At 56.1% G+C, this 17,505-nt stretch carries 19 protein-coding genes; 10 read left to right on the top strand and 9 right to left on the bottom strand.

Features of this window, described 5'->3' with window-relative positions; genetic code table 11:
- Positions 1 to 128 precede the first annotated feature (128 nt).
- The gene (locus V3C19_RS00970; protein WP_330937123.1) at positions 129 to 254 is read left to right on the top strand and encodes a hypothetical protein; all 126 of its coding nucleotides are present in this window, start codon (positions 129 to 131) and stop codon (positions 252 to 254) included.
- Between the two features lie 220 nt (positions 255 to 474).
- Here V3C19_RS00970 and V3C19_RS00965 read toward each other — a convergent pair whose 3' ends face one another.
- A complete protein-coding gene (locus tag V3C19_RS00965) occupies positions 475 to 1,068 on the bottom strand; it encodes a hypothetical protein (RefSeq protein WP_295934442.1) in 594 nt (197 codons plus the stop codon).
- 240 nt (positions 1,069 to 1,308) lie between these two features.
- Between V3C19_RS00965 and V3C19_RS00960 the strand changes: the two genes are divergently transcribed.
- The 6 genes from V3C19_RS00960 (at position 1,309) to V3C19_RS00935 (ending at position 8,103) form a co-directional block, all read left to right on the top strand.
- Complete coding sequence (locus V3C19_RS00960; protein ID WP_130084332.1) at positions 1,309 to 2,919, top strand: ABC-F family ATP-binding cassette domain-containing protein; 1,611 nt, start codon at positions 1,309 to 1,311, stop codon at positions 2,917 to 2,919.
- A 58-nt stretch (positions 2,920 to 2,977) separates the two neighbouring features.
- Positions 2,978 to 3,508 carry a hypothetical protein gene (locus V3C19_RS00955; RefSeq protein WP_130084333.1) on the top strand — a complete coding sequence of 177 codons (531 nt, stop codon included), beginning with the start codon at positions 2,978 to 2,980 and terminating at the stop codon, positions 3,506 to 3,508.
- A 332-nt stretch (positions 3,509 to 3,840) separates the two neighbouring features.
- Positions 3,841 to 4,587, top strand: coding sequence for a 3-oxoacyl-[acyl-carrier-protein] reductase (fabG, locus tag V3C19_RS00950; protein ID WP_130084334.1), 747 nt, complete (start codon positions 3,841 to 3,843; stop codon positions 4,585 to 4,587).
- A 20-nt stretch (positions 4,588 to 4,607) separates the two neighbouring features.
- The gene (locus V3C19_RS00945; RefSeq protein WP_130084335.1) at positions 4,608 to 5,810 is read left to right on the top strand and encodes an SUMF1/EgtB/PvdO family nonheme iron enzyme; all 1,203 of its coding nucleotides are present in this window, start codon (positions 4,608 to 4,610) and stop codon (positions 5,808 to 5,810) included.
- Positions 5,811 to 6,427: 617 nt separating this feature from the next.
- Complete coding sequence (locus V3C19_RS00940) at positions 6,428 to 7,144, top strand: PEP-CTERM sorting domain-containing protein (protein WP_130084336.1); 717 nt, start codon at positions 6,428 to 6,430, stop codon at positions 7,142 to 7,144.
- Between the two features lie 407 nt (positions 7,145 to 7,551).
- The gene (locus V3C19_RS00935) at positions 7,552 to 8,103 is read left to right on the top strand and encodes an N-acetylmuramoyl-L-alanine amidase (RefSeq protein WP_130084337.1); all 552 of its coding nucleotides are present in this window, start codon (positions 7,552 to 7,554) and stop codon (positions 8,101 to 8,103) included.
- A 195-nt stretch (positions 8,104 to 8,298) separates the two neighbouring features.
- Here V3C19_RS00935 and V3C19_RS00930 read toward each other — a convergent pair whose 3' ends face one another.
- On the bottom strand, positions 8,299 to 9,117 hold the full coding sequence (locus V3C19_RS00930) for a TatD family hydrolase (RefSeq protein WP_162851517.1): 819 nt from the start codon (positions 9,115 to 9,117) through the stop codon (positions 8,299 to 8,301).
- 5 nt (positions 9,118 to 9,122) lie between these two features.
- Positions 9,123 to 9,395, bottom strand: coding sequence for a hypothetical protein (locus V3C19_RS00925; RefSeq protein ID WP_130084339.1), 273 nt, complete (start codon positions 9,393 to 9,395; stop codon positions 9,123 to 9,125).
- Positions 9,396 to 9,595: 200 nt separating this feature from the next.
- On the opposite strand from V3C19_RS00925, the gene V3C19_RS00920 reads away from it, so the two are divergent.
- From V3C19_RS00920 to V3C19_RS00910, 3 genes are read left to right on the top strand one after another with little or no spacing between them, the layout of a single operon-like run.
- Positions 9,596 to 10,297, top strand: coding sequence for a succinate dehydrogenase cytochrome b subunit (locus tag V3C19_RS00920; RefSeq protein WP_130084340.1), 702 nt, complete (start codon positions 9,596 to 9,598; stop codon positions 10,295 to 10,297).
- 20 nt (positions 10,298 to 10,317) lie between these two features.
- Entirely contained in the window at positions 10,318 to 12,276 is a 1,959-nt protein-coding gene (locus V3C19_RS00915) for a fumarate reductase/succinate dehydrogenase flavoprotein subunit (RefSeq protein ID WP_130084341.1), read from the top strand.
- 40 nt (positions 12,277 to 12,316) lie between these two features.
- The gene (locus V3C19_RS00910) at positions 12,317 to 13,084 is read left to right on the top strand and encodes a succinate dehydrogenase/fumarate reductase iron-sulfur subunit (protein WP_067572315.1); all 768 of its coding nucleotides are present in this window, start codon (positions 12,317 to 12,319) and stop codon (positions 13,082 to 13,084) included.
- A gap of 347 nt (positions 13,085 to 13,431) precedes the next feature.
- Here the strand turns inward: V3C19_RS00910 and dtd are convergent, their stop codons facing one another.
- From dtd to V3C19_RS00880, 6 genes are all read right to left on the bottom strand, one after another.
- The gene (dtd, locus tag V3C19_RS00905) at positions 13,432 to 13,884 is read right to left on the bottom strand and encodes a D-aminoacyl-tRNA deacylase (RefSeq protein ID WP_295934448.1); all 453 of its coding nucleotides are present in this window, start codon (positions 13,882 to 13,884) and stop codon (positions 13,432 to 13,434) included.
- A complete protein-coding gene (locus tag V3C19_RS00900) occupies positions 13,881 to 14,657 on the bottom strand; it encodes a LysM domain-containing protein (RefSeq protein ID WP_295934450.1) in 777 nt (258 codons plus the stop codon). The genes dtd and V3C19_RS00900 overlap by 4 nt, the downstream gene beginning before the upstream one ends.
- Positions 14,614 to 15,156 carry a hypothetical protein gene (locus V3C19_RS00895; RefSeq protein ID WP_067572309.1) on the bottom strand — a complete coding sequence of 181 codons (543 nt, stop codon included), beginning with the start codon at positions 15,154 to 15,156 and terminating at the stop codon, positions 14,614 to 14,616. Before V3C19_RS00895 ends, V3C19_RS00900 begins: the two co-directional genes overlap by 44 nt.
- A 99-nt stretch (positions 15,157 to 15,255) precedes the next feature.
- On the bottom strand, positions 15,256 to 15,498 hold the full coding sequence (locus V3C19_RS00890; RefSeq protein WP_012420022.1) for an acyl carrier protein: 243 nt from the start codon (positions 15,496 to 15,498) through the stop codon (positions 15,256 to 15,258).
- A gap of 135 nt (positions 15,499 to 15,633) precedes the next feature.
- A complete protein-coding gene (locus V3C19_RS00885) occupies positions 15,634 to 16,362 on the bottom strand; it encodes a type III pantothenate kinase (protein WP_295876029.1) in 729 nt (242 codons plus the stop codon).
- A gap of 5 nt (positions 16,363 to 16,367) precedes the next feature.
- Positions 16,368 to 17,492, bottom strand: a complete 1,125-nt coding sequence (locus V3C19_RS00880) for a hypothetical protein (RefSeq protein ID WP_161987484.1) — start codon at positions 17,490 to 17,492, stop codon at positions 16,368 to 16,370.
- Between the last annotated feature and the right edge of the window lie 13 nt (positions 17,493 to 17,505).

The raw sequence follows: 17,505 nt of genomic DNA, 5'->3' as shown, positions 1-17,505 counted from the left end.
TGTAATGCCGTGACATGGAACAAGAAAATCTCTTGATTTCTACTTGCCACCATTTACATTGGTCCCAGCAAACCTCCGTGGATGCGGAGGTTCCAGTAGTTAACAAACACTGTAATTTAATTCGAATTATGAAGAACATCGCTATCCTCGCCATCGCCGGCGCAGCTTGCCTGGTTGCTTCCTGCTCCCAGCAGCAGCAGCAACAGCAGCCCATACCGAGCAACCCCCCGGTTGTTCAGCCCATGAAGAAGTAAGTTTGCTGCAGGGCGCGCCCTGCTACATTAGCAAATTATCATTTAATCCGCACTCGGTGTACGCACTGAGTGCGTTTTTTATTTTTCAGGCCACCGTTTCACCCATAAAAAAGAACCGCGCCTTCCGGTTATGGAATTAATTTGCCGACGGCCGGAAAAACGGTGGCTTTCCGCAGTTTCACTTCAGACTAACGGATATGCACGGACAATTCCGTCAATTTCAGGAAGCTGGCCCGGCAGTACCGGATTCGGGAGCTTTCTGCTGAGTCTGCATCCGCTGGAACATGTTGCGCCTCTGAGCCCATCCGGGCCAGACGAGATGGTACTGCATATCATAGGAATGGCCTTCCGGAAAAGCGGCGGAGACGTAAGGCTCACGCCAGTCTTCCTCCCATCTGCCGCCTTCCCTGTCCTTCTGGGTCAGAACAACCAGGTAGCCACAGTTTTTCCAGGCATCCAGCACCAGGGAGTCCTTCAATCCTTTCCCGGCCGCATTGATGTACACGCAACTGTGCTCGCGCCCTGTCCCGCGGTCCCGGATAGTCAGCCCTACACGGAAATACTTGACCGGACGGCGCCGCAAATCCCGGTACAGATCCTGCTGGACTTCCCAGCAAAGGCCGCGGTCCCGCAGATTGGAATTCACCAGAATATTGTTCAGCCAGCCGAATAACACCACCCTGTTTCTTCGGGCAATGGAGGCCGACTGCGTTACCGCCGTATCAGCCAGCCATTTGGCTTCCTCCTGCGCAGCCGGCCGGGAAGCCTGGCTCCCCGGCAACAAACCCAGTAAAGACTCCTTAAGACTGGACATTTGATGCTGTGCATAAGTCTGTTGCACATAATTTTCACCAGGAGGGGTGCAGCAGGAACTCCAGCCTCCCAAAAGTACGGCGGCAAGAAAAAGCCTGAATGTGTTCATGGCTGGCATAGCGCGGCAAGGCTATCAAACTGCACGGGAAAATCCAGCAAAGCTTTCAAAATTCCCCGGCAACAACCTGCCCGCTCTTGCCTTCTCCGCACCTGATCGGTAGAATGCGCCCCTTCCTCCACCATGCTGACAATTAAAAAACTTACAAAAGCCCACGCCGGACGCACCCTGTTCAGAGAAACGGAAATGACCATCAACTGGGGAGAGAGAGTTGCCCTGGTTGGACCCAATGGCGCAGGCAAATCCACCTTGTTCCGCATGATTCTCGGGGAAGATACGCCAGACGAAGGTTCCATCAGCCTGGATGAATATGCCATTGTAGGCTACCTGCCCCAGGAGGCCAGCGAACCGAAGGACGAGACCGTGCTGGAAATAGCGATGGGCGTCACACCGGAAATGGAACGGGCGATCCATATCATCCGCATGAGCGAGAATGCCAATAAAACGGACACGCCGGAGTATGCGGACGCGATTGACACATTTAATGCCGCCAACGGCTATCAGCTGGAACCCAAGGCCAAGAAGATTCTCAAGGGACTTGCCTTCCGGGAAAGCGATTTTCACCGTCCCGCACGGGAGATGTCCGGCGGATGGATCATGCGCGCCTATCTGGCCAAACTGCTGGTTCTGGAACCGGACCTCCTGATGCTGGACGAACCCACCAACCACCTGGACCTTCTTTCCCTGCTCTGGCTCCAGCGTTATCTGAAAAATTATCCCGGCGCCATCCTGATGATTTCCCACGATCGGGATTTCATGGATGAGCTGGTGGAAAACGTGTACGACATCGACAACGAGGAATTGGTAGAATACCGCGGCAATTATACGGATTTCCTGAAACAAAGGGATGTCCGCTTTGAACAGCTCCAGGCCGCCTACCGCAACCAGCAGAAGGAAATCGCGCACATTCAGGAGTTCATCGACCGTTTCCGCTCCATTAACTCCAAGGCGGGCCAGGTGCAGAGCCGCATCAAGCAGCTGGAAAAAATGAAGGTCATCCAAAAGCCCGTAGCACGCAGAAAGGTGTTCAAGTTCAACTTCCCCCAGCCTCCGCGCAGTACACAGAAGGTGATTGAGCTGGAAAAGGTGTGCCAGTCCTACGGCGACCACAAAGTCTATGAAAACCTGGATCTGCTGGTGGAACGCGGGGAAAGAACTGTTCTAGTGGGTCCCAACGGTGCGGGAAAATCCACCCTTCTGAAAATCCTTGCCGGCATCATCCCCATCGACTCCGGCAAGCGTATTCCCGGCACCACAACGCGCATCGGGTACTTTTCCCAGGCACGTACGGAAAACCTGAATCCGGAAAACACCGTTCTGGAGGAAATCATGAAGTGCAATGCAGAAATCCGGGAGGAGGAAGCGCGTTCCATTCTGGGGTCCTTCCTGTTCCGCCGCCTGGATGTGGAGAAACGCGTCAGCGTGTTGTCCGGGGGAGAAAAATCACGCCTCAGTCTGGTCAAATTCCTGGTGGACCCTCCCAACCTCCTGCTGATGGATGAACCGACTACCCACCTGGATCTCCTTTCCGTGGAAGCCCTTGTCCAGGCCCTGAAACATTATGAAGGCACGCTGGTCTTCATCTCCCACGACGTGCACTTCATCCGCTCCCTGGCGGAAAAAACCCTGCACGTCAACCGGGGAACCATCACCACCTACGCAGGCGGTTACGATTATTACCTGGAGAAATCCGGGATTCTGGACGACGAGAAGGGCGGCATCACGGCGGAATAGCCCGCGTACGTCTTCTTTTCTCCTTGCTCCGTGTGCCTCTCTGCTTTACAAAGAGTAAATGAAGACTTCTTCCATCCCCGTCTTAAGTTTCGTCCTTCTGTCCGCCGCTCCCCTGCTGGCAGACACACCCGCCGTTCCCCAGGCTCCGCCGACATCCACTCCGGCTGCGACTGCGACCGCGAAGGAGGCCATCCCTTCGGCTGATTCCCTCGTCAATCAATCTCTCTCCCTGTTAATCAACATACAGCAGACCCTGGCCGCAACCCAGGACAAGGAAAGCGCAGACAAAGCAGCCAAAACCCTGGAAGGTATTCAGAAAGACATCAAGCATTTCCAGGATCTCATGAATAAACTCAGCGATGCGGAACAGGAAAAAGCGTTCGATTTGTTAGAAAAGATGGAAGAGCGGGGAAAAAGACTGGAAGAAAGCTGCAAACAGGAAGGCAAGCGCCTGGTAAAAGCTGATTTTTACAACTCCACCGCCCTGAAAGATGTGATGAATAACTCGGACGAACTTAGCGAATTCATCGAGCAGGACGAAGAAGAGGGAGGGCCTGCCTCCGGAGGGGACGAGCAAGACGAGGAATAATACCTCACATCTTCCGGGTTGCCTGCAAAACGGCCTCCACCATCAAAAGGCCGGATACGGAAATACGGTGCAGTCCAATAATCTGTCTGGGTAATGTATTCCAGCAACACGGTTGACGGATGGAAACTCCCGACCAAGAGCGCAGGCCTACCCGTTACACGGTTCAGACGGATGGAAAGGCCATCGTGTTTTGAATCTGCGGCGGAATTCGGCAAGAGAGACGAACAAGGGACAGCATATCCTGAGAGAAACGGGAACACCGGGTTCAGCCCCCTGCCCCGCTCCATTTCAAGCTTGCCGGATACGCGGAAAACAGGTTTACTGAGGGCCGCATGCAAAAATTAGCAGGTAAAACAGCAATCGTCACCGGCGCAGGCCGCGGCATCGGCAATGCCATTGCCCGGCGCTTCGCTTCGGAAGGAGCTACGGTCATCCTGATCAGCCGCAGCGCATCCAGCTGCGGGGGAGCCGCGGAAGAAATCAACAAGGAATTCCCCGGTTCATGCACGGCCTATCCCTGTGACGTGGCAGATTATGACGCGGTTCAGGAAACTGCGGCGGCCATTCTGGCAAACTTTCCGCAGATTGACATTCTGGTGAACAACGCCGGAATTACGCGCGACACCCTGATGCTCCGCATGAAAGAGGAAGACTGGGATTCCGTCATGTCCACCAACCTGAAAAGCGCCTTCAACATGGTCAAGGCTTTCCAGCGCATCCTGATGAAATCCCCTGCGGGCCGCATCATCAACATGAGTTCCGTCGTAGGCCTCACGGGCAACATGGGCCAGGCCAACTACGCCGCCTCCAAGGCAGGCCTCATCGGCTTCACCAAGTCCCTTGCCCAGGAATTCGCCAGCCGTAAAGTAACAAGCAACGCCATCGCGCCCGGCTTCATCGCCACGGACATGACGGACGCCATCCCGGAAAAGATCAAGGAGGAAATGCTCAAAAAGATTCCTCTGGGGTCCCTTGGAGAACCGAACGACATCGCATCCCTTACCGCCTTCCTTGCCTCCGATGATGCACGCTATATCACCGGACAGGTCATCACCTGCGACGGGGGCATGACGATGTAAGGCCCGGACATCACTTTTCCATGCGCGGCATTTTCCTTGTTTCCTGCCTCCTCGGGGGGGGTGCCCTGCTGGCAGGGTGCCGGGATGACGGCAGTCCCAGGCCAGCCACGGAGGATGCCGCGCGCATTACCGGCGCGCGCCAGTGGGGAGAAAGCCGTTCCGCGCTTCAAAAACGGGAACTGGAACGTGCTGCAGGACCTGCCCTTCCCGTTCCCGACGGCTTGCCCTCTCCGGAACTGGTGGGAACCACGCGCCAAATTCATCAGCTCATCGAATCAACGGGTACCCCTGCCCGGTTTGAATCCTATACGGAGGCCGTACCCGCGGCAGGCGCCTCCCTGCGCATGATTGCCATACCGGGAGGTTCCTTCCTGATGGGAAGCCCGGAAAATGAACCCCACCGTAAGCCGGACGAAGGCCCTCAGCATGAAGTAAGCATTTCTCCCTTCTGGATCTCGGAAATGGAAATCCCCTGGGAACTTTACACCGCCTTCATGGAAAACGGGCGTCCGCGCGCCAAAGACGGTCAACTGTTGGAGGAACAGCCGGACGACGAACTCTGGGATGCCGTGACACAGCCCACAGCGCCCTATACCGCCATGAACCTGGGAATGGGCCACGGCTATGAACGCGGCATGCCGGCCATTTCCATGTCCCACCACGCCGCCAGTAAATTCTGCGAATGGCTCAGCGCCCAGACCGGGCATTACTACCGCCTTCCCACGGAAGCGGAATGGGAATACGCCGCCCGTGCCGGAAATCCCGGTGCCTATTGCTACGGCAGCGGAGAAGACCGCCTGGAGCGGTACGCATGGTATTGGGACAACTCCAATGACCGCTACCAGCGGACGGGAACCAGAGAACCGAATGCCTGGGGCCTGCGCGACATGCATGGAAACGTGGCGGAATGGGTTCTGGACTCCTACGCACCGGATGCTTACGGGAAAAGAACCGGGAATGCCGTGAAAGACCCGCTAGTTATCCGGCCCAGAGCGCCCCACATCGTCCGGGGCGGTTCATGGGAGGATGATCCGGACCGACTGCGAAGCGCCGCACGCCGTGCCAGCACCCCCGCCTGGAACCGGCAAGACCCCCAGAACCCCAAAAGCATCTGGTACCTGACAGACGGCGGCATGATTGGCTTCCGCGTGGTACGCCCCATGCACATCCCGGACGTAATTACCATGCACCGCCTCTGGAATTTTTCTAAAGGGGAACCATGAGTAATTCCTCTCAGTGCGCCTCCGTTTCAATCGGTGAATGGCTGCAAATCCTGAGTTCACCAATGCATTCCTCCGAGTCGTTTATGGAATAATGACCTATCCGGTACATTATCTTTGCTCGGCTTTAGGACCAACAATCCTAGGGCTATGACAAAGAAATAATTAATCCATCAACGAAACGCTCATTCCATGCGGCAATGCATCAGCAGTGCAGCCGGACCAAGAAGACTCAAAGCCGCCGTAACAGATTCCGGAGCCGTTTCCCACGGGGTTCCGTAAAAACGGATGTTGGCCTATTGTGTTCACCAATCACACTGCACTCTTAATACCAGCAGATTAATCAATAACTTCTTCATGCTAATACTGTTGTTCCATATATGAAATTTACCTATGCGAATTTGGAATCCGCCAACAACCAAAAATATTAACCGTCAATATTATGTTTTCCTAAAGAATTAATATTCATTGGCTTTTTATATAACTGGTTCTTTCATCCAGGGGGCTTTGAATTCTTTGTTTTACATAGATTTAATAATTTCTTCAGTTTGTATGAAAAACAGAACGGATTCCAAAACCGTTATGTAGGCGGGAAACAAGCCCGCCACTTAAAATCAGCCATGAAGAAAATATTGTCCATTCTAATGCTTACAGCAGGTCTCAACGTAGCCGCTTCCGCAGCCACCACCCTCCTGGAGCAGTCAATCGTGGGATATTCCGATTTTGAGTCCCGAATCGCCGATTTCGGCACCCAGCGGGACTCCGTCACAATCGCCACAAGCGGCGACAACCTGCTTCTGTCCGGTCCGGATGTCAAATTCAGCCAGCCTTCCGGTAATGGCGGGCGCAACAACATGACCCTCTCCATGGTTCTGGATTTGTCAAAACTCAATACTCCTGAAAGCTATACCGCTCTGTTCAACGCCAAAGGCGGAAGTACAAGCTGGGGTGTGGGCCTTAATACAGACCGCACCCTGCAGGGATTGTGGAATAATGGAGCCTATTCCGGCGGCCCTACGACGACAACCCTGGGTACGGAAGGCACGCTGACCATTTCCGTGGTTACCGGAGAATCCGGAACCCGCATTTATCTGGGGGACGAGTCCACCTATTATACTGCTAGCGGATTGAAATTCGGCAATGTGGATATCACCCAGCTCCTGATTAACGCGGGAATGGCGGACGCCATTGAACAGCTCTACGTGCATGATTCCGCCCTTTCACAAGAGCAGATAGGCCAGCTCATGGCTGAAATAGCAAACGTTCCGGAACCCGCCACTGCTTCCCTGAGCCTGCTGGGGCTGGCCGCTCTGATGATGCGCCGCCGCAGAGCATAGGTTTTCCATCCTTTTTAATCTTTCTTTCGGGACTGCTCCGCCAAATGCGGAGCAGTCTTTTTTCATCTTTGAAAAGTTTACGCAAGGCAGGCGATACTGAAGGGTATTCTTTTCCGGTACTGTTTGCATTCATGCACAGCTGCTCTTCTTCCGTTCCGCACATTTCCAAATGCCGCGGTACATTCCCAAGCGTCTCCTGAACCAGAAAAGCGGAATTTCCTTTTCACACCGTCCGTTTATTCCTGCGGTATCTTCAGCGGAAGAATTTCCACATGAGCGACTTCTGTTCCGTGGGCAATATCTTCAAAACGTATTACGCACATTGATTTTCCACCGTCTTTATCCTAGTCTGTAATTCGTGGGCCAAAGGAGCTCCGTTCAATTAACAATTCCGACAACACATCGCCATGAAAATTGCCTTATCCATCGGCCACTCTCCAAAAGACGGAGGAGCGGAAACATATGATAAAAAATATTCCGAATACTCTTTCTGGAAACATCATCTGCCCTTGCTGCAGAAGGAACTTCAACAGATGGGGCACCAGGCGCCTATCGTCAACCGTTCCGACACCGGAGGAACCACTCCCGGACATGCGGCGGCAGCCTGCAACAACACCGGGGCGCACCTGGCCATTGAATTCCATTTCAACAGCGCGGATTCTCCTTCCGCTACCGGCACGGAAACTTTGTACTGGGAAAGCTCCCCCAAGGGAAAACTGGCAGCCACACTGGTAAACGACGCCATGGTAAGTGTTCTGGAGCTGAAAAACCGGGGGTTAAAACCGGTCAACAGGCAAAGCGCACGTGCCGTTTCCTACTTCACCAAAACCAGAATGCCCGCCGTTCTGGTGGAACCGGCCTTTGCTGCATCCAATCCGGAGGACAATGAACGACTCCAAAACCGCATCCGCGAACTTTGTGTGGAAGTGGCCCGTGCCATCAACGAGTGGAAGCCTTGACCGGCATCCTTCTTTTCCTGCGCTAACGAAAAGTCTTAAAGTTTCCCGGACCCGGCAGGCAGAACCGCCGGGCACTACAGTAACCCTCCTGATAGCCCATTTCCACCGCTTTCCTCCCGTTTTCAGGAACGGGTAAATGCCGCTATTCCCCCCTGCCCTGTTTCCAGGCAGGGACAGGGGGACCGGAAATTTTCCCTAACCCAGCCGGGCGGACACCTTCCGAAACTTGGGAGATTGGCCCATGAACGCCTCCGGATTGGACAAAAGAAGGCGATCCACTTCCGTCCGGGAAAAACCGCGCCCGTAAAGCTCACAAGCCAGAGCAGTCAGCGCCAGGGGATCGGAATCTCCCCAATCCGCGGCGGAATTGGCCCAGACACGGTCCATTCCGTATATTTCCAGAATATCCGCCGCACGTTTGGGATTGAGCTTGCTGGTCGGGTACAGGGTCAGGCCTGCCCAGTAACCGGCATCCTTCACCAGCGGGAACGTATGTTCCTCGCAATGATCAATCAATATCCGGCTCGGCTCCAATTCCGGACGGTTTTTCAGGGCATCTAGAATCATGTTGGTCCCCTTGAGCTTGTCTTCCAAATGGGGAGTGTGAATCAGGACAAGCTGATTGAGATGGATGGCCAGGTCCAGATGCTCTTCAAAAATAGCCAGTTCCCGTGAAGTGTTCCTGTTCAGGCCGATTTCCCCGATGCCCAGGACATTGGGCCGGTCGATGAACTGGGGAATGAGCTTCATCACTTCCCGTGCAAAGACCACGTCCTGGGCTTCCTTCGGGTTGATGCACAGCCAGGTATAGTGATCCAGGCCGAACTTGGCTGCCCTGGCCGGCTCGCATTCCGTAAGCTGGACAAAGTAGTCCCGGAAACCGTCCACGGAAGAACGGTCATACCCGGCCCAGAAGGCGGGTTCCCCCACGGCCAGGCATCCGGCCTGGGCCATGGCGCGGTATTCGTCCGTGGTGCGGCACACCATGTGAATATGTGGTTCAATGAAAGCCATGATGATTATTTGTTCGGGTTCGGTGCTCCGCAGGCGGCCTTGGAGGCGGCGGTTTCAGCTATGGCGGCATCCCGGCAGGAAAGCGCTTCCAGCACGGCGCGGGCTCGCCCGGGGCCGGGGACGGACAACAGCGGGAGTACTTCCAGCAATGCCTGGTAGCGGAAATCGGCTTCTCCTTCTCCTCTGTCCACACGGTCCAGAAATGCGGCTACATCCAGCACGCCCGCACGCGCCGCGGCAAAGTCCGCGTCCAGAACCTCTTTTTTGCTCCTTTTCATGCAGTGACGATACGCCCGTGCGGAAAGCCCAGTCAAGCCGGAATGGGTAACAAATTTATAACTATTCCAAACTAGTGATTTGCAAGGGGTTCCCGCGCCTTTGCGAAAATCCAAAAAGCGCCGGGAATTCAAGAAGAGGCTTGCCATCCGAACCTGAATCCGTCATCCTGTGGAGACGCATTTATTTCATTAGAGCGCCTATGAATGCACTAGTAAAAACCATATGTACATTCGTGACATCCTCCATCGGCCGCAAAATCATTGTGGCTCTGACGGGGTTATGTTTAGTCTTGTTCCTTGCGGGACACTTGGCAGGCAACCTCCTCATTTTCGGGGGGCCTGAGTGGATCAACACATACGCCCACGGCCTGCACTCCATGCCGGAAGCCGCCCTGTGGGGCATCCGCCTGGGCCTTGCGGTGATCTTCATCATCCATATCTGGCTGACCATCCAACTGAAGCTGGAAAACAACGCGGCCCGCGAACCCTATGTGTTCAAGAACACGATCAAGGCGACGCTCTCCTCCCGCTACATGATCTACACCGGCCTGACCATCCTGGTGTTTCTGATCTACCATCTCTACCAGTACACCCTGCGCGTCGGCTATGATCCCGCACAATACGTCGCCTACATCTCTGACGGCAAAGTGGAGACATTCGACGTTTACAGGATGATTGTCAACGGGTTCAGCAACGTATGGTGCTCTGCGTTCTACATCCTGGCCATCCTGATGCTCTTCAGCCACCTGCGCCACGGCGTGCAGTCCATCTTCCAGACGGTGGGCCTTGACTCCCGGAAAATCCGCCCCGTGTACAACTTCATCGCCATCGCTTACGGCGTGGTGATATGCGCCGGCTTCATCTCCGTGCCGGTGTCGGTTCTTTTGGGTATCATCAAATAACCTCAACTCACTGCAAAGACATGATTAATTTTCCCGTAAGCGATTGGATGCCGGACGCCAATATTCCCTCCGGCCCTATTCAGGACAAATGGTCCAAGTACAAGCTTGAAGCCAAGCTGATCAACCCGAACAACAGGCGCAAATACACCGTGCTGATCGTGGGTTCCGGACTGGCCGGCGGTTCCGCAGCCGCGACTCTGGCCGAACTCGGCTACAACGTAAAATGCTTCTGCTACCAGGACAGTCCCCGCCGCGCCCACTCCATCGCGGCCCAGGGCGGCATCAACGCGGCCAAGAATTACCAGAACGACGGCGACTCCGTGTACCGCCTGTTCTACGATACCGTGAAGGGTGGCGACTTCCGCGCCCGCGAAGCCAACGTGTACCGCCTGGCGGAGGTGTCCTCCAACATCATTGACCAATGTGTCGCCCAGGGCGTTCCCTTCGGCCGTGAATACGGCGGCCTGTTGGACAACCGTTCCTTCGGGGGCGCCCAGCTCAAGCGCACTTTCTACTCCCGCGGCCAGACCGGCCAACAGCTTCTGCTGGGCGCCTACCAGGCCATGGAAAAGGAAATCGCCAAAGGCCACATTGAAATGTTCACCCGCCATGAAATGATGGACCTCGTCATCGTGGACGGCGAAGCCAAGGGCATCGTCACCCGTAACCTGGTAACGGGTGAAATCAAGTCCTACGCCGGTGATACCGTGCTGCTCTGCACGGGAGGCTACGGCAACGTGTTCTTCCTGTCCACCAACGCCATGGGCTGCAACGTGACCGCCGCCTACAAGGCATATAAGCGCGGCGCATTCTTCGCCAACCCCTGCTTCACGCAGATCCACCCCACCTGCATTCCGGTGAAGGGGGACTATCAGTCCAAGCTGACGCTGATGTCGGAATCCCTCCGCAACAGCGGCCGCATCTGGGTGCCCAAATCCCGTGAGACAGCGGAAAAAATCCGCAAGAAGGAAATCAAACCCTCCGACGTTCCCGAAGAAGAACGCGACTACTACTTGGAACGCAAGTACCCCTCCTTCGGCAACCTCGCTCCGCGCGACATTTCCTCCCGCGCCGCCAAGGAAGCCTGTGACGATGGCCGCGGCGTGGCCATCACCGGCAAGGGCGTGTTCCTGGACTTTGCTGACGAAATCAAGCGCATGGGCCGGGAATGGATTGACGGCCAGTACGGCAACCTCTTTGACATGTACGAGGAAATCACGGACGACGATCCCCATGAAACGCCCATGATGATCTACCCCGCCTCCCACTACACCATGGGCGGCCTCTGGGTGGACTACAACCTCATGTCCAACGTAAAAGGCCTGCACGTCCTCGGTGAAGCCAACTTCTCCGACCACGGCGCCAACCGCCTGGGAGCCTCCGCTCTGATGCAGGGCCTGTCCGACGGCTACTTCGTCATCCCCGCCACCCTGCCAACCTACCTGACGTCCACCAAGCCCGGCGCCGTCACTACGGCCGCTCCGGAATTCAAGGCTGCGGAAGACGCTGTGAAGGAACGCATCAACAAGCTGCTCAACGTCAAGGGCACCAAGACGGTGGACTCCTTCCACCGCGAACTGGGGCTGATCATGTGGGACGACTGCGGCATGGCCCGCACGGAAGAAAGTCTCATGCGCGCCATTGAACGCATTCCGCAGCTCCGGAAGGAATTCTGGGAAAACGTACTCGTTACGGGCACCGCGGAAGGCATCAATGCAGAACTGGAAAAAGCCTGCCGCGTAGCGGACTTCCTGGAATTCGCCCAGCTCCTTTGCTACGACGCCCTGAACCGCCAGGAATCCTGCGGCGCCCACTTCCGCGTGGAATACCAGCTGCCGGACGGCGAAGCCAAGCGCAACGACGAAGAATACGCCTATGTGGCCGCCTGGGAATACGCCGGGGTGGACGAACTGCCGATTCTTCACAAGGAACCGCTGACCTTCGACAACGTGCACCTTGCCATCCGCAGCTACAAGTAAAAATAGCCACTACATTAACACTTAAAAGAAAGATTATCACATGGCTAAAACAATCAATCTCACCCTCAAGGTCTGGCGCCAGGAAAACAAGGATGCCAAGGGCCGCATTGAGACTTACGCCGCCAAGGATATCCCGGTGGACGCCTCCTTCCTGGAAATGCTGGACATCGTCAACGAAGGTCTGGTGAAGGAAGGCAAGGAGCCCATCCACTTTGACCACGACTGCCGGGAAGGCATCTGCGGCATGTGCTCCCTGACGATCAACGGCATCCCCCACGGGCCGGAACGCCAGGTGACCACCTGCCAGCTTCACATGCGCAAGTTCAAGGACGGCGATACCGTCTGGATCGAGCCCTTCCGCGCGAAGGCTTTCCCGATCCTGCGGGACCTGATGGTGGACCGTTCCGCCCTGGACCGCATCATTGCCGCCGGCGGCTACATCGACGTGCGCACCGGAGCGGCCCCGAATGCCAACAACATTGCCGTGGAAAAGGTGAAGGCGGAAGCCGCCTTCGACGCCGCCGCCTGCATCGGCTGCGGCGCCTGCGTGGCTTCCTGCAAGAACGCCTCCGCCATGCTGTTCACCTCCGCCAAGATTGCCCACCTCAACCTTCTGCCCCAGGGCCAGCCGGAACGCACCAAGCGCGTCCTGGCCATGATGAAGCAGATGGAAGCGGAAGGCTTCGGCAACTGCACGAACCAGTATGAATGTGAAGCGGCCTGCCCGAAGGGCGTGAGCGTGGACAACATTGCCCGCCTCAACCGCGACTTCATCCGCGCCAATGCCAAGGAAGGCCTCTGCTACTAACAGGACTTTCAGCAAAATCCCTATCAAGGGGCTGTTCTGCCAAAAGCGGAACAGCCCCTGTTTTTTAAATCCCTTTTGAAACCCCGCCGTCTTTCAGCAAGGACGGTTACTGAGAATAGTATTCAATCATCCCGCCCCACGGCATGCCGCCTTCAACCAGAAAGGCAGAAAGTTCTTCCCCATCCTCCGCACGGACGGAGCCACGCAGAGGCAACCGGGATATCCACCGCGTCTTTTCCCGCTTGTCTGCGGAACGGGAATCAAGCTCTCCCAGTCTTAACGGCTATCCGTCCCAAATGAAACGCGAGACTCCTCTCTGAACAATGCGCTCGCCAGGGAGGAAAAACTTACTCCCTGTTCCGGGAATCCATGAAGATTGTCACGGGGCCGTTATTAACCAGGGAAATCTGCATGTCCGCACCGAATTCCCCGCTCTCCACCCGGCCTTCCAGCAGTGCGGCCAGTTCCTCCTTGAACCGTTCATAGAGGGGAACGGCATGATCTGGTCTCGCGGCGCGGATGAAGGAGGGCCTGTTCCCCTTTTTGGTGGAAGCGTGCAGCGTAAACTGGCTGACGACCAGGGCTCCTCCCCCGATGTCCTTCACAGAGAGGTTCATTTTTCCCTCTTCATCGGAAAAAATGCGCATGTCAGCCGCCTTTTTGGCCAGCCAAAGCGCGTCCTCCTCCGTATCCGCCTCCTCAATGCCTATCAAAATCATCAGCCCGCGGCCCGTGCGGCCCGCACAGACTCCCCCGATATGGACGGCGGCTTCCGTCACCCGCTGGACGACCAGCCTCATTGTTCCGTTCCCTTCTCCCTGATGATAGTTACCTTGGTGCCCGGCCTCGTCAGCATGGCCAGTTCATTGCAGTCCTGCCGGTTCAGATAAAATCCGGGGGAACGGGGAGCTCCGTTTCCAGCCTCAATGACATATCCTCCGGCAGCCAGTAGAAGGGTCTTGTCCGCCGCGGGATAGTGCTTGTCGTAAATGGAAAAGGAAGCCTGTTCATCCTTGACGGTCGTCTCAAAATTCTTTCGCCCCGTGTCCTTCATGGTCACCATGGAATAGGCCTTCACAAAGTTTTCACCGTCGTACAGGCAGACTTCCTTTTCAGGCACGTTGACCACCACATGAAAGTTGAGGGGACGGTATTTGAATACATCCCCGGGCTGAAGGGAAGGAACATCCATCAGGCCGTTCAAATGCACCAGCATGGCCTGGGAACATCCCAGCTTTTTGACCATGCGTATCCAGGAATCTCCCCTTTTGACGGTGTATTCCTTCACGTCCGGCCCATTGGGGTCCAGAACCTGGCGGATGCGCAAAGCCCCGATGAGATCCTTGGCCTCCCGGCCCACCACGCCGCCCTGGTTCACCAAGGGCTGGAGCAGTTCCAGGGCTTGCGCCAGACTGCCGCGGTCCATCAACCTGCGCGCTTCTTCAAGGGCTGCCGGACGGCGCGGCCAGAGGGAGTAATTCTCCCCGTCGGCCAAAGCGGCCTGGACGCAGAATACCGCCGCCAGAAGGCTACAGCAGGCCCTTGCGCTTGAAGTCGAAAATGTTGATCTCATGGGATTTTTGTATCATTTCCACGGTGAATTTCAAGAGGGAGACCTCCCATGCGTCATCCACCCCTTCCACAAGGGCCATGAACGTGTCCTCCCCGTTGCGCACCTGGTCCAGCAACCGGCCGCGAACGGATTCAAGCGGTTCATGCAGGATTTCCTCCCGCACCTCCGACCTCTTGAACCGGAATCCATATTCCAGCAGGGTCAGGAAACCGGGACCATTTTTGGACAACCAGTCAAAAAAGCGTTTGGCCTCCCCGGAAAAACCCTCCGTACTGACTTCATTGTAAATGGAGGGGCGTATGATCTTGGGCTTCTCTGCCTCCACCCAGCCGCTGCGTACGCGCACCACGTCAATCTCGTCCATCACTTCGGAGATCAGGAGGAAATTGAACCGGGTGTCGCCGAAGGTATCTATGCGGCGGTCCGGTTCATATACTACGCGGGTCATTTCCGCCGCGTAGCGAATGTCGTCACGGGAATATGGGGGCAATTCACTCATGGCAGAAAGGCGGAAACCGAGGTCATCCCATGAAAAAGCGGCTCCCTTGCAGAATTACAGGGAAGCCGCTTTTTATACAAAGGATTTCAGCAGTTCAACTTAGCCCTGAACTTTTTCGATGTAGGCAACGACGTCTGCCACGGACTGAAGTTTTTCCGCTTCTTCGTCAGGCACTTCGATGTCAAAGTTTTCTTCGAAAGCCATCACGAGTTCAACGGTATCCAGCGAATCAGCACCGAGATCCTCGATGAATTTCGCATCAGCAGTCACTTTATCGGATTCAACGCCAAGTTGGTCAACGATGATACTTCTTACTTTTTCTTCGATGCTGTTATCAGACATGATATTTATTGTTAAGGTTCATGGATACTACATGGGGCATGCAGGTTTTGCAATACCTATTTATGAGTTTTTACGTGTCATCTATCATGCCACCCGGAGGGAAATCCCTTCTGAAGCAGGCTCTTGCACCACTTTTCAAAGATTAAGCCCGGCAACCATCCGCAGGCCGTTCAGCGTAATATCCGGGTCCACATGGTCGATGCGCGGCACTCCCCGGGCAATCAGGGCCGCATCTCCGCCTGTAGCCACGACCGTGGGGCGCCTTCCCATTTCTTCCTCCAGCTTCGCCAGAATTTCCTTCACCATGCCGCGGTAGCCGTACACGGCGCCGGAATGCATGGCTTCCACCGTGCTTGTTCCGATGGCATGTTTCGGCTCATGGGGTTCAATGGCGGGCAACAGGGCCGTATTGCGTGCCAGGTAATCCCCCATGCTGGCCAGCCCGGGGGCAATCGCTCCGCCCAGATAAGTGCGCTCCGGGCCGATCACGTCAAATGTCACGGCCGTTCCGAAGTCAACCACAATGCACGGATAACCGTAATAGGCCACGGCCCCGGCGGCGTTCGCCAGCCTGTCCGCACCGATCTGGCGCGGGGAAGGATAGTCTATGCCCACGCCCAGCCGGGAATCGCAGGAAAGAAAATGGCTCGGCCTGGTGAGCCAGTTCCTCAGAACATCCGCCACGCGGGGCACCACGGAACACACGACGGCGGCATCATAGTGAAGTCCCTTGAGGGCGTCGTCCAGCCGTTCCTCGCTCACTTCCCGGGTGGGGATCATGCGCCGCTCCTTCAGCAGGGCCTCCGGGGTGGAGAGCACGAATTTGGTGCGCGTATTGGAGTTGTCGATCAGCAGATAGGTCACGGGAATCAGTTAGTACGTTCCGCCGCGAGATTCAAGGCCAAATCCGCTATCTTTCCGCTTCCTCCGGTCATATCCGCCTTCAGCAGGTTTTCATGCAGGAGCCTCCATGGCGCTCCTTCGTCCGCCATCATGTTCTTCAGGGCTTCCGCCAATGCGGCGGCATCCTGCACATGGCCGCCGCCGCCCAGGGTCTCCAGCAGGCGGGCGTTTCCCTCTTCCTGTCCGGGCAGAAGAAAATTCACCAGCATGGGCCTCGCGGCGGCCAGCACCTCATGCACCGTAGCGCCTCCGGCCTTGCCGACCACCACATGGTTTACAGTCAGGTACGAGGGTACGCGGCGCGTCCAGCCGCGCACGGTCAGCCTTGTACCGTATTTCGCGCGCAAATCGCGGATATGGGGATAAATCCTCCTGAATTTGCGGCCCAGGATGCAGGTCACATACACGGCGGGGTCGGCCTCCAGCATGGCCTCCAGCTCTTCACGGGCATGCCGGAAAGAACGCTGGGCAAAATAAAGAACGCGGAACGGTTCCCCCGGCTTCCAGCAAATGGGATGCTTCCGGACCGCCTCCAAACAGGGATTTACGGGAAAACCGGTCACGCGAATTCTTTCCGGATCAATTCCCTTTCCCGCCATGACGTCCCGCGTCCATGAATCCGTAACGGCAAAGAGAGGAGAATCCGCACACAGCCACGACTTGTTGATAACAAAGGAGTCCGTCACCACGGTGATATACGGCACGGCGCGTCCCGTACGCGCGGCGATGGAATCCAGCATGTAGGGATACACCATGTATGTACAGACAACGGCGTCCGGCTTCCATTCCAGCAGCAGCCGTTCCAGCAGCCCTTCCACCGGGCCCAGGCCCTTGACCGGCTTTTCCGCCATGTTGCGCCGGTCACTCACGTCGTACATCAGCTTCCAGAGGCCGGGCATGCGGGAAATGACCCAGAGATATCCCGCGCGGGTCATCCGGAACATAGCGGGCATGGCCTCCGCACACAAGTCAACAAGACGCGTTTCCGCCCTTCCCTTCACCGCCTCCTGTACGCCGCGGGCAGCGGAATTGTGCCCTTCTCCATACCCTGCGGTGATGATCAAAATACGCGGCAGCCTTCCATGCTCCATGGAGAAACATATA

It is taken from the genome of Akkermansia sp. AE01SA01, assembly GCF_036417395.1.
Classification (GTDB): domain Bacteria; phylum Verrucomicrobiota; class Verrucomicrobiia; order Verrucomicrobiales; family Akkermansiaceae; genus Akkermansia.
The sequence above is the reverse complement of the archived record's forward strand: the minus strand, read 5'-3'. Positions and strand labels throughout refer to the sequence as shown.

Bases quoted from the DNA above. Each gene is read 5' to 3' on its own strand.
- fabG (WP_130084334.1), top strand. From the start codon at position 3,841: ATGCAAAAATTAGCAGGTAAAACAGCAATCGTCACCGGCGCAGGCCGC.
- V3C19_RS00935 (WP_130084337.1), top strand. From the start codon at position 7,552: ATGAAAATTGCCTTATCCATCGGCCACTCTCCAAAAGACGGAGGAGCG.
- V3C19_RS00920 (WP_130084340.1), top strand. From the start codon at position 9,596: ATGAATGCACTAGTAAAAACCATATGTACATTCGTGACATCCTCCATC.
- dtd (WP_295934448.1), bottom strand. From the start codon at position 13,884: ATGAGGCTGGTCGTCCAGCGGGTGACGGAAGCCGCCGTCCATATCGGG.
- V3C19_RS00960 (WP_130084332.1), top strand. From the start codon at position 1,309: ATGCTGACAATTAAAAAACTTACAAAAGCCCACGCCGGACGCACCCTG.
- V3C19_RS00955 (WP_130084333.1), top strand. From the start codon at position 2,978: ATGAAGACTTCTTCCATCCCCGTCTTAAGTTTCGTCCTTCTGTCCGCC.
- V3C19_RS00910 (WP_067572315.1), top strand. From the start codon at position 12,317: ATGGCTAAAACAATCAATCTCACCCTCAAGGTCTGGCGCCAGGAAAAC.
- V3C19_RS00900 (WP_295934450.1), bottom strand. From the start codon at position 14,657: ATGAGATCAACATTTTCGACTTCAAGCGCAAGGGCCTGCTGTAGCCTT.
- V3C19_RS00915 (WP_130084341.1), top strand. From the start codon at position 10,318: ATGATTAATTTTCCCGTAAGCGATTGGATGCCGGACGCCAATATTCCC.
- V3C19_RS00940 (WP_130084336.1), top strand. From the start codon at position 6,428: ATGAAGAAAATATTGTCCATTCTAATGCTTACAGCAGGTCTCAACGTA.
- V3C19_RS00895 (WP_067572309.1), bottom strand. From the start codon at position 15,156: ATGAGTGAATTGCCCCCATATTCCCGTGACGACATTCGCTACGCGGCG.
- V3C19_RS00925 (WP_130084339.1), bottom strand. From the start codon at position 9,395: ATGAAAAGGAGCAAAAAAGAGGTTCTGGACGCGGACTTTGCCGCGGCG.
- V3C19_RS00890 (WP_012420022.1), bottom strand. From the start codon at position 15,498: ATGTCTGATAACAGCATCGAAGAAAAAGTAAGAAGTATCATCGTTGAC.
- V3C19_RS00965 (WP_295934442.1), bottom strand. From the start codon at position 1,068: ATGTCCAGTCTTAAGGAGTCTTTACTGGGTTTGTTGCCGGGGAGCCAG.
- V3C19_RS00970 (WP_330937123.1), top strand. From the start codon at position 129: ATGAAGAACATCGCTATCCTCGCCATCGCCGGCGCAGCTTGCCTGGTT.
- V3C19_RS00945 (WP_130084335.1), top strand. From the start codon at position 4,608: ATGCGCGGCATTTTCCTTGTTTCCTGCCTCCTCGGGGGGGGTGCCCTG.
- V3C19_RS00930 (WP_162851517.1), bottom strand. From the start codon at position 9,117: ATGGCTTTCATTGAACCACATATTCACATGGTGTGCCGCACCACGGAC.
- V3C19_RS00880 (WP_161987484.1), bottom strand. From the start codon at position 17,492: ATGGAGCATGGAAGGCTGCCGCGTATTTTGATCATCACCGCAGGGTAT.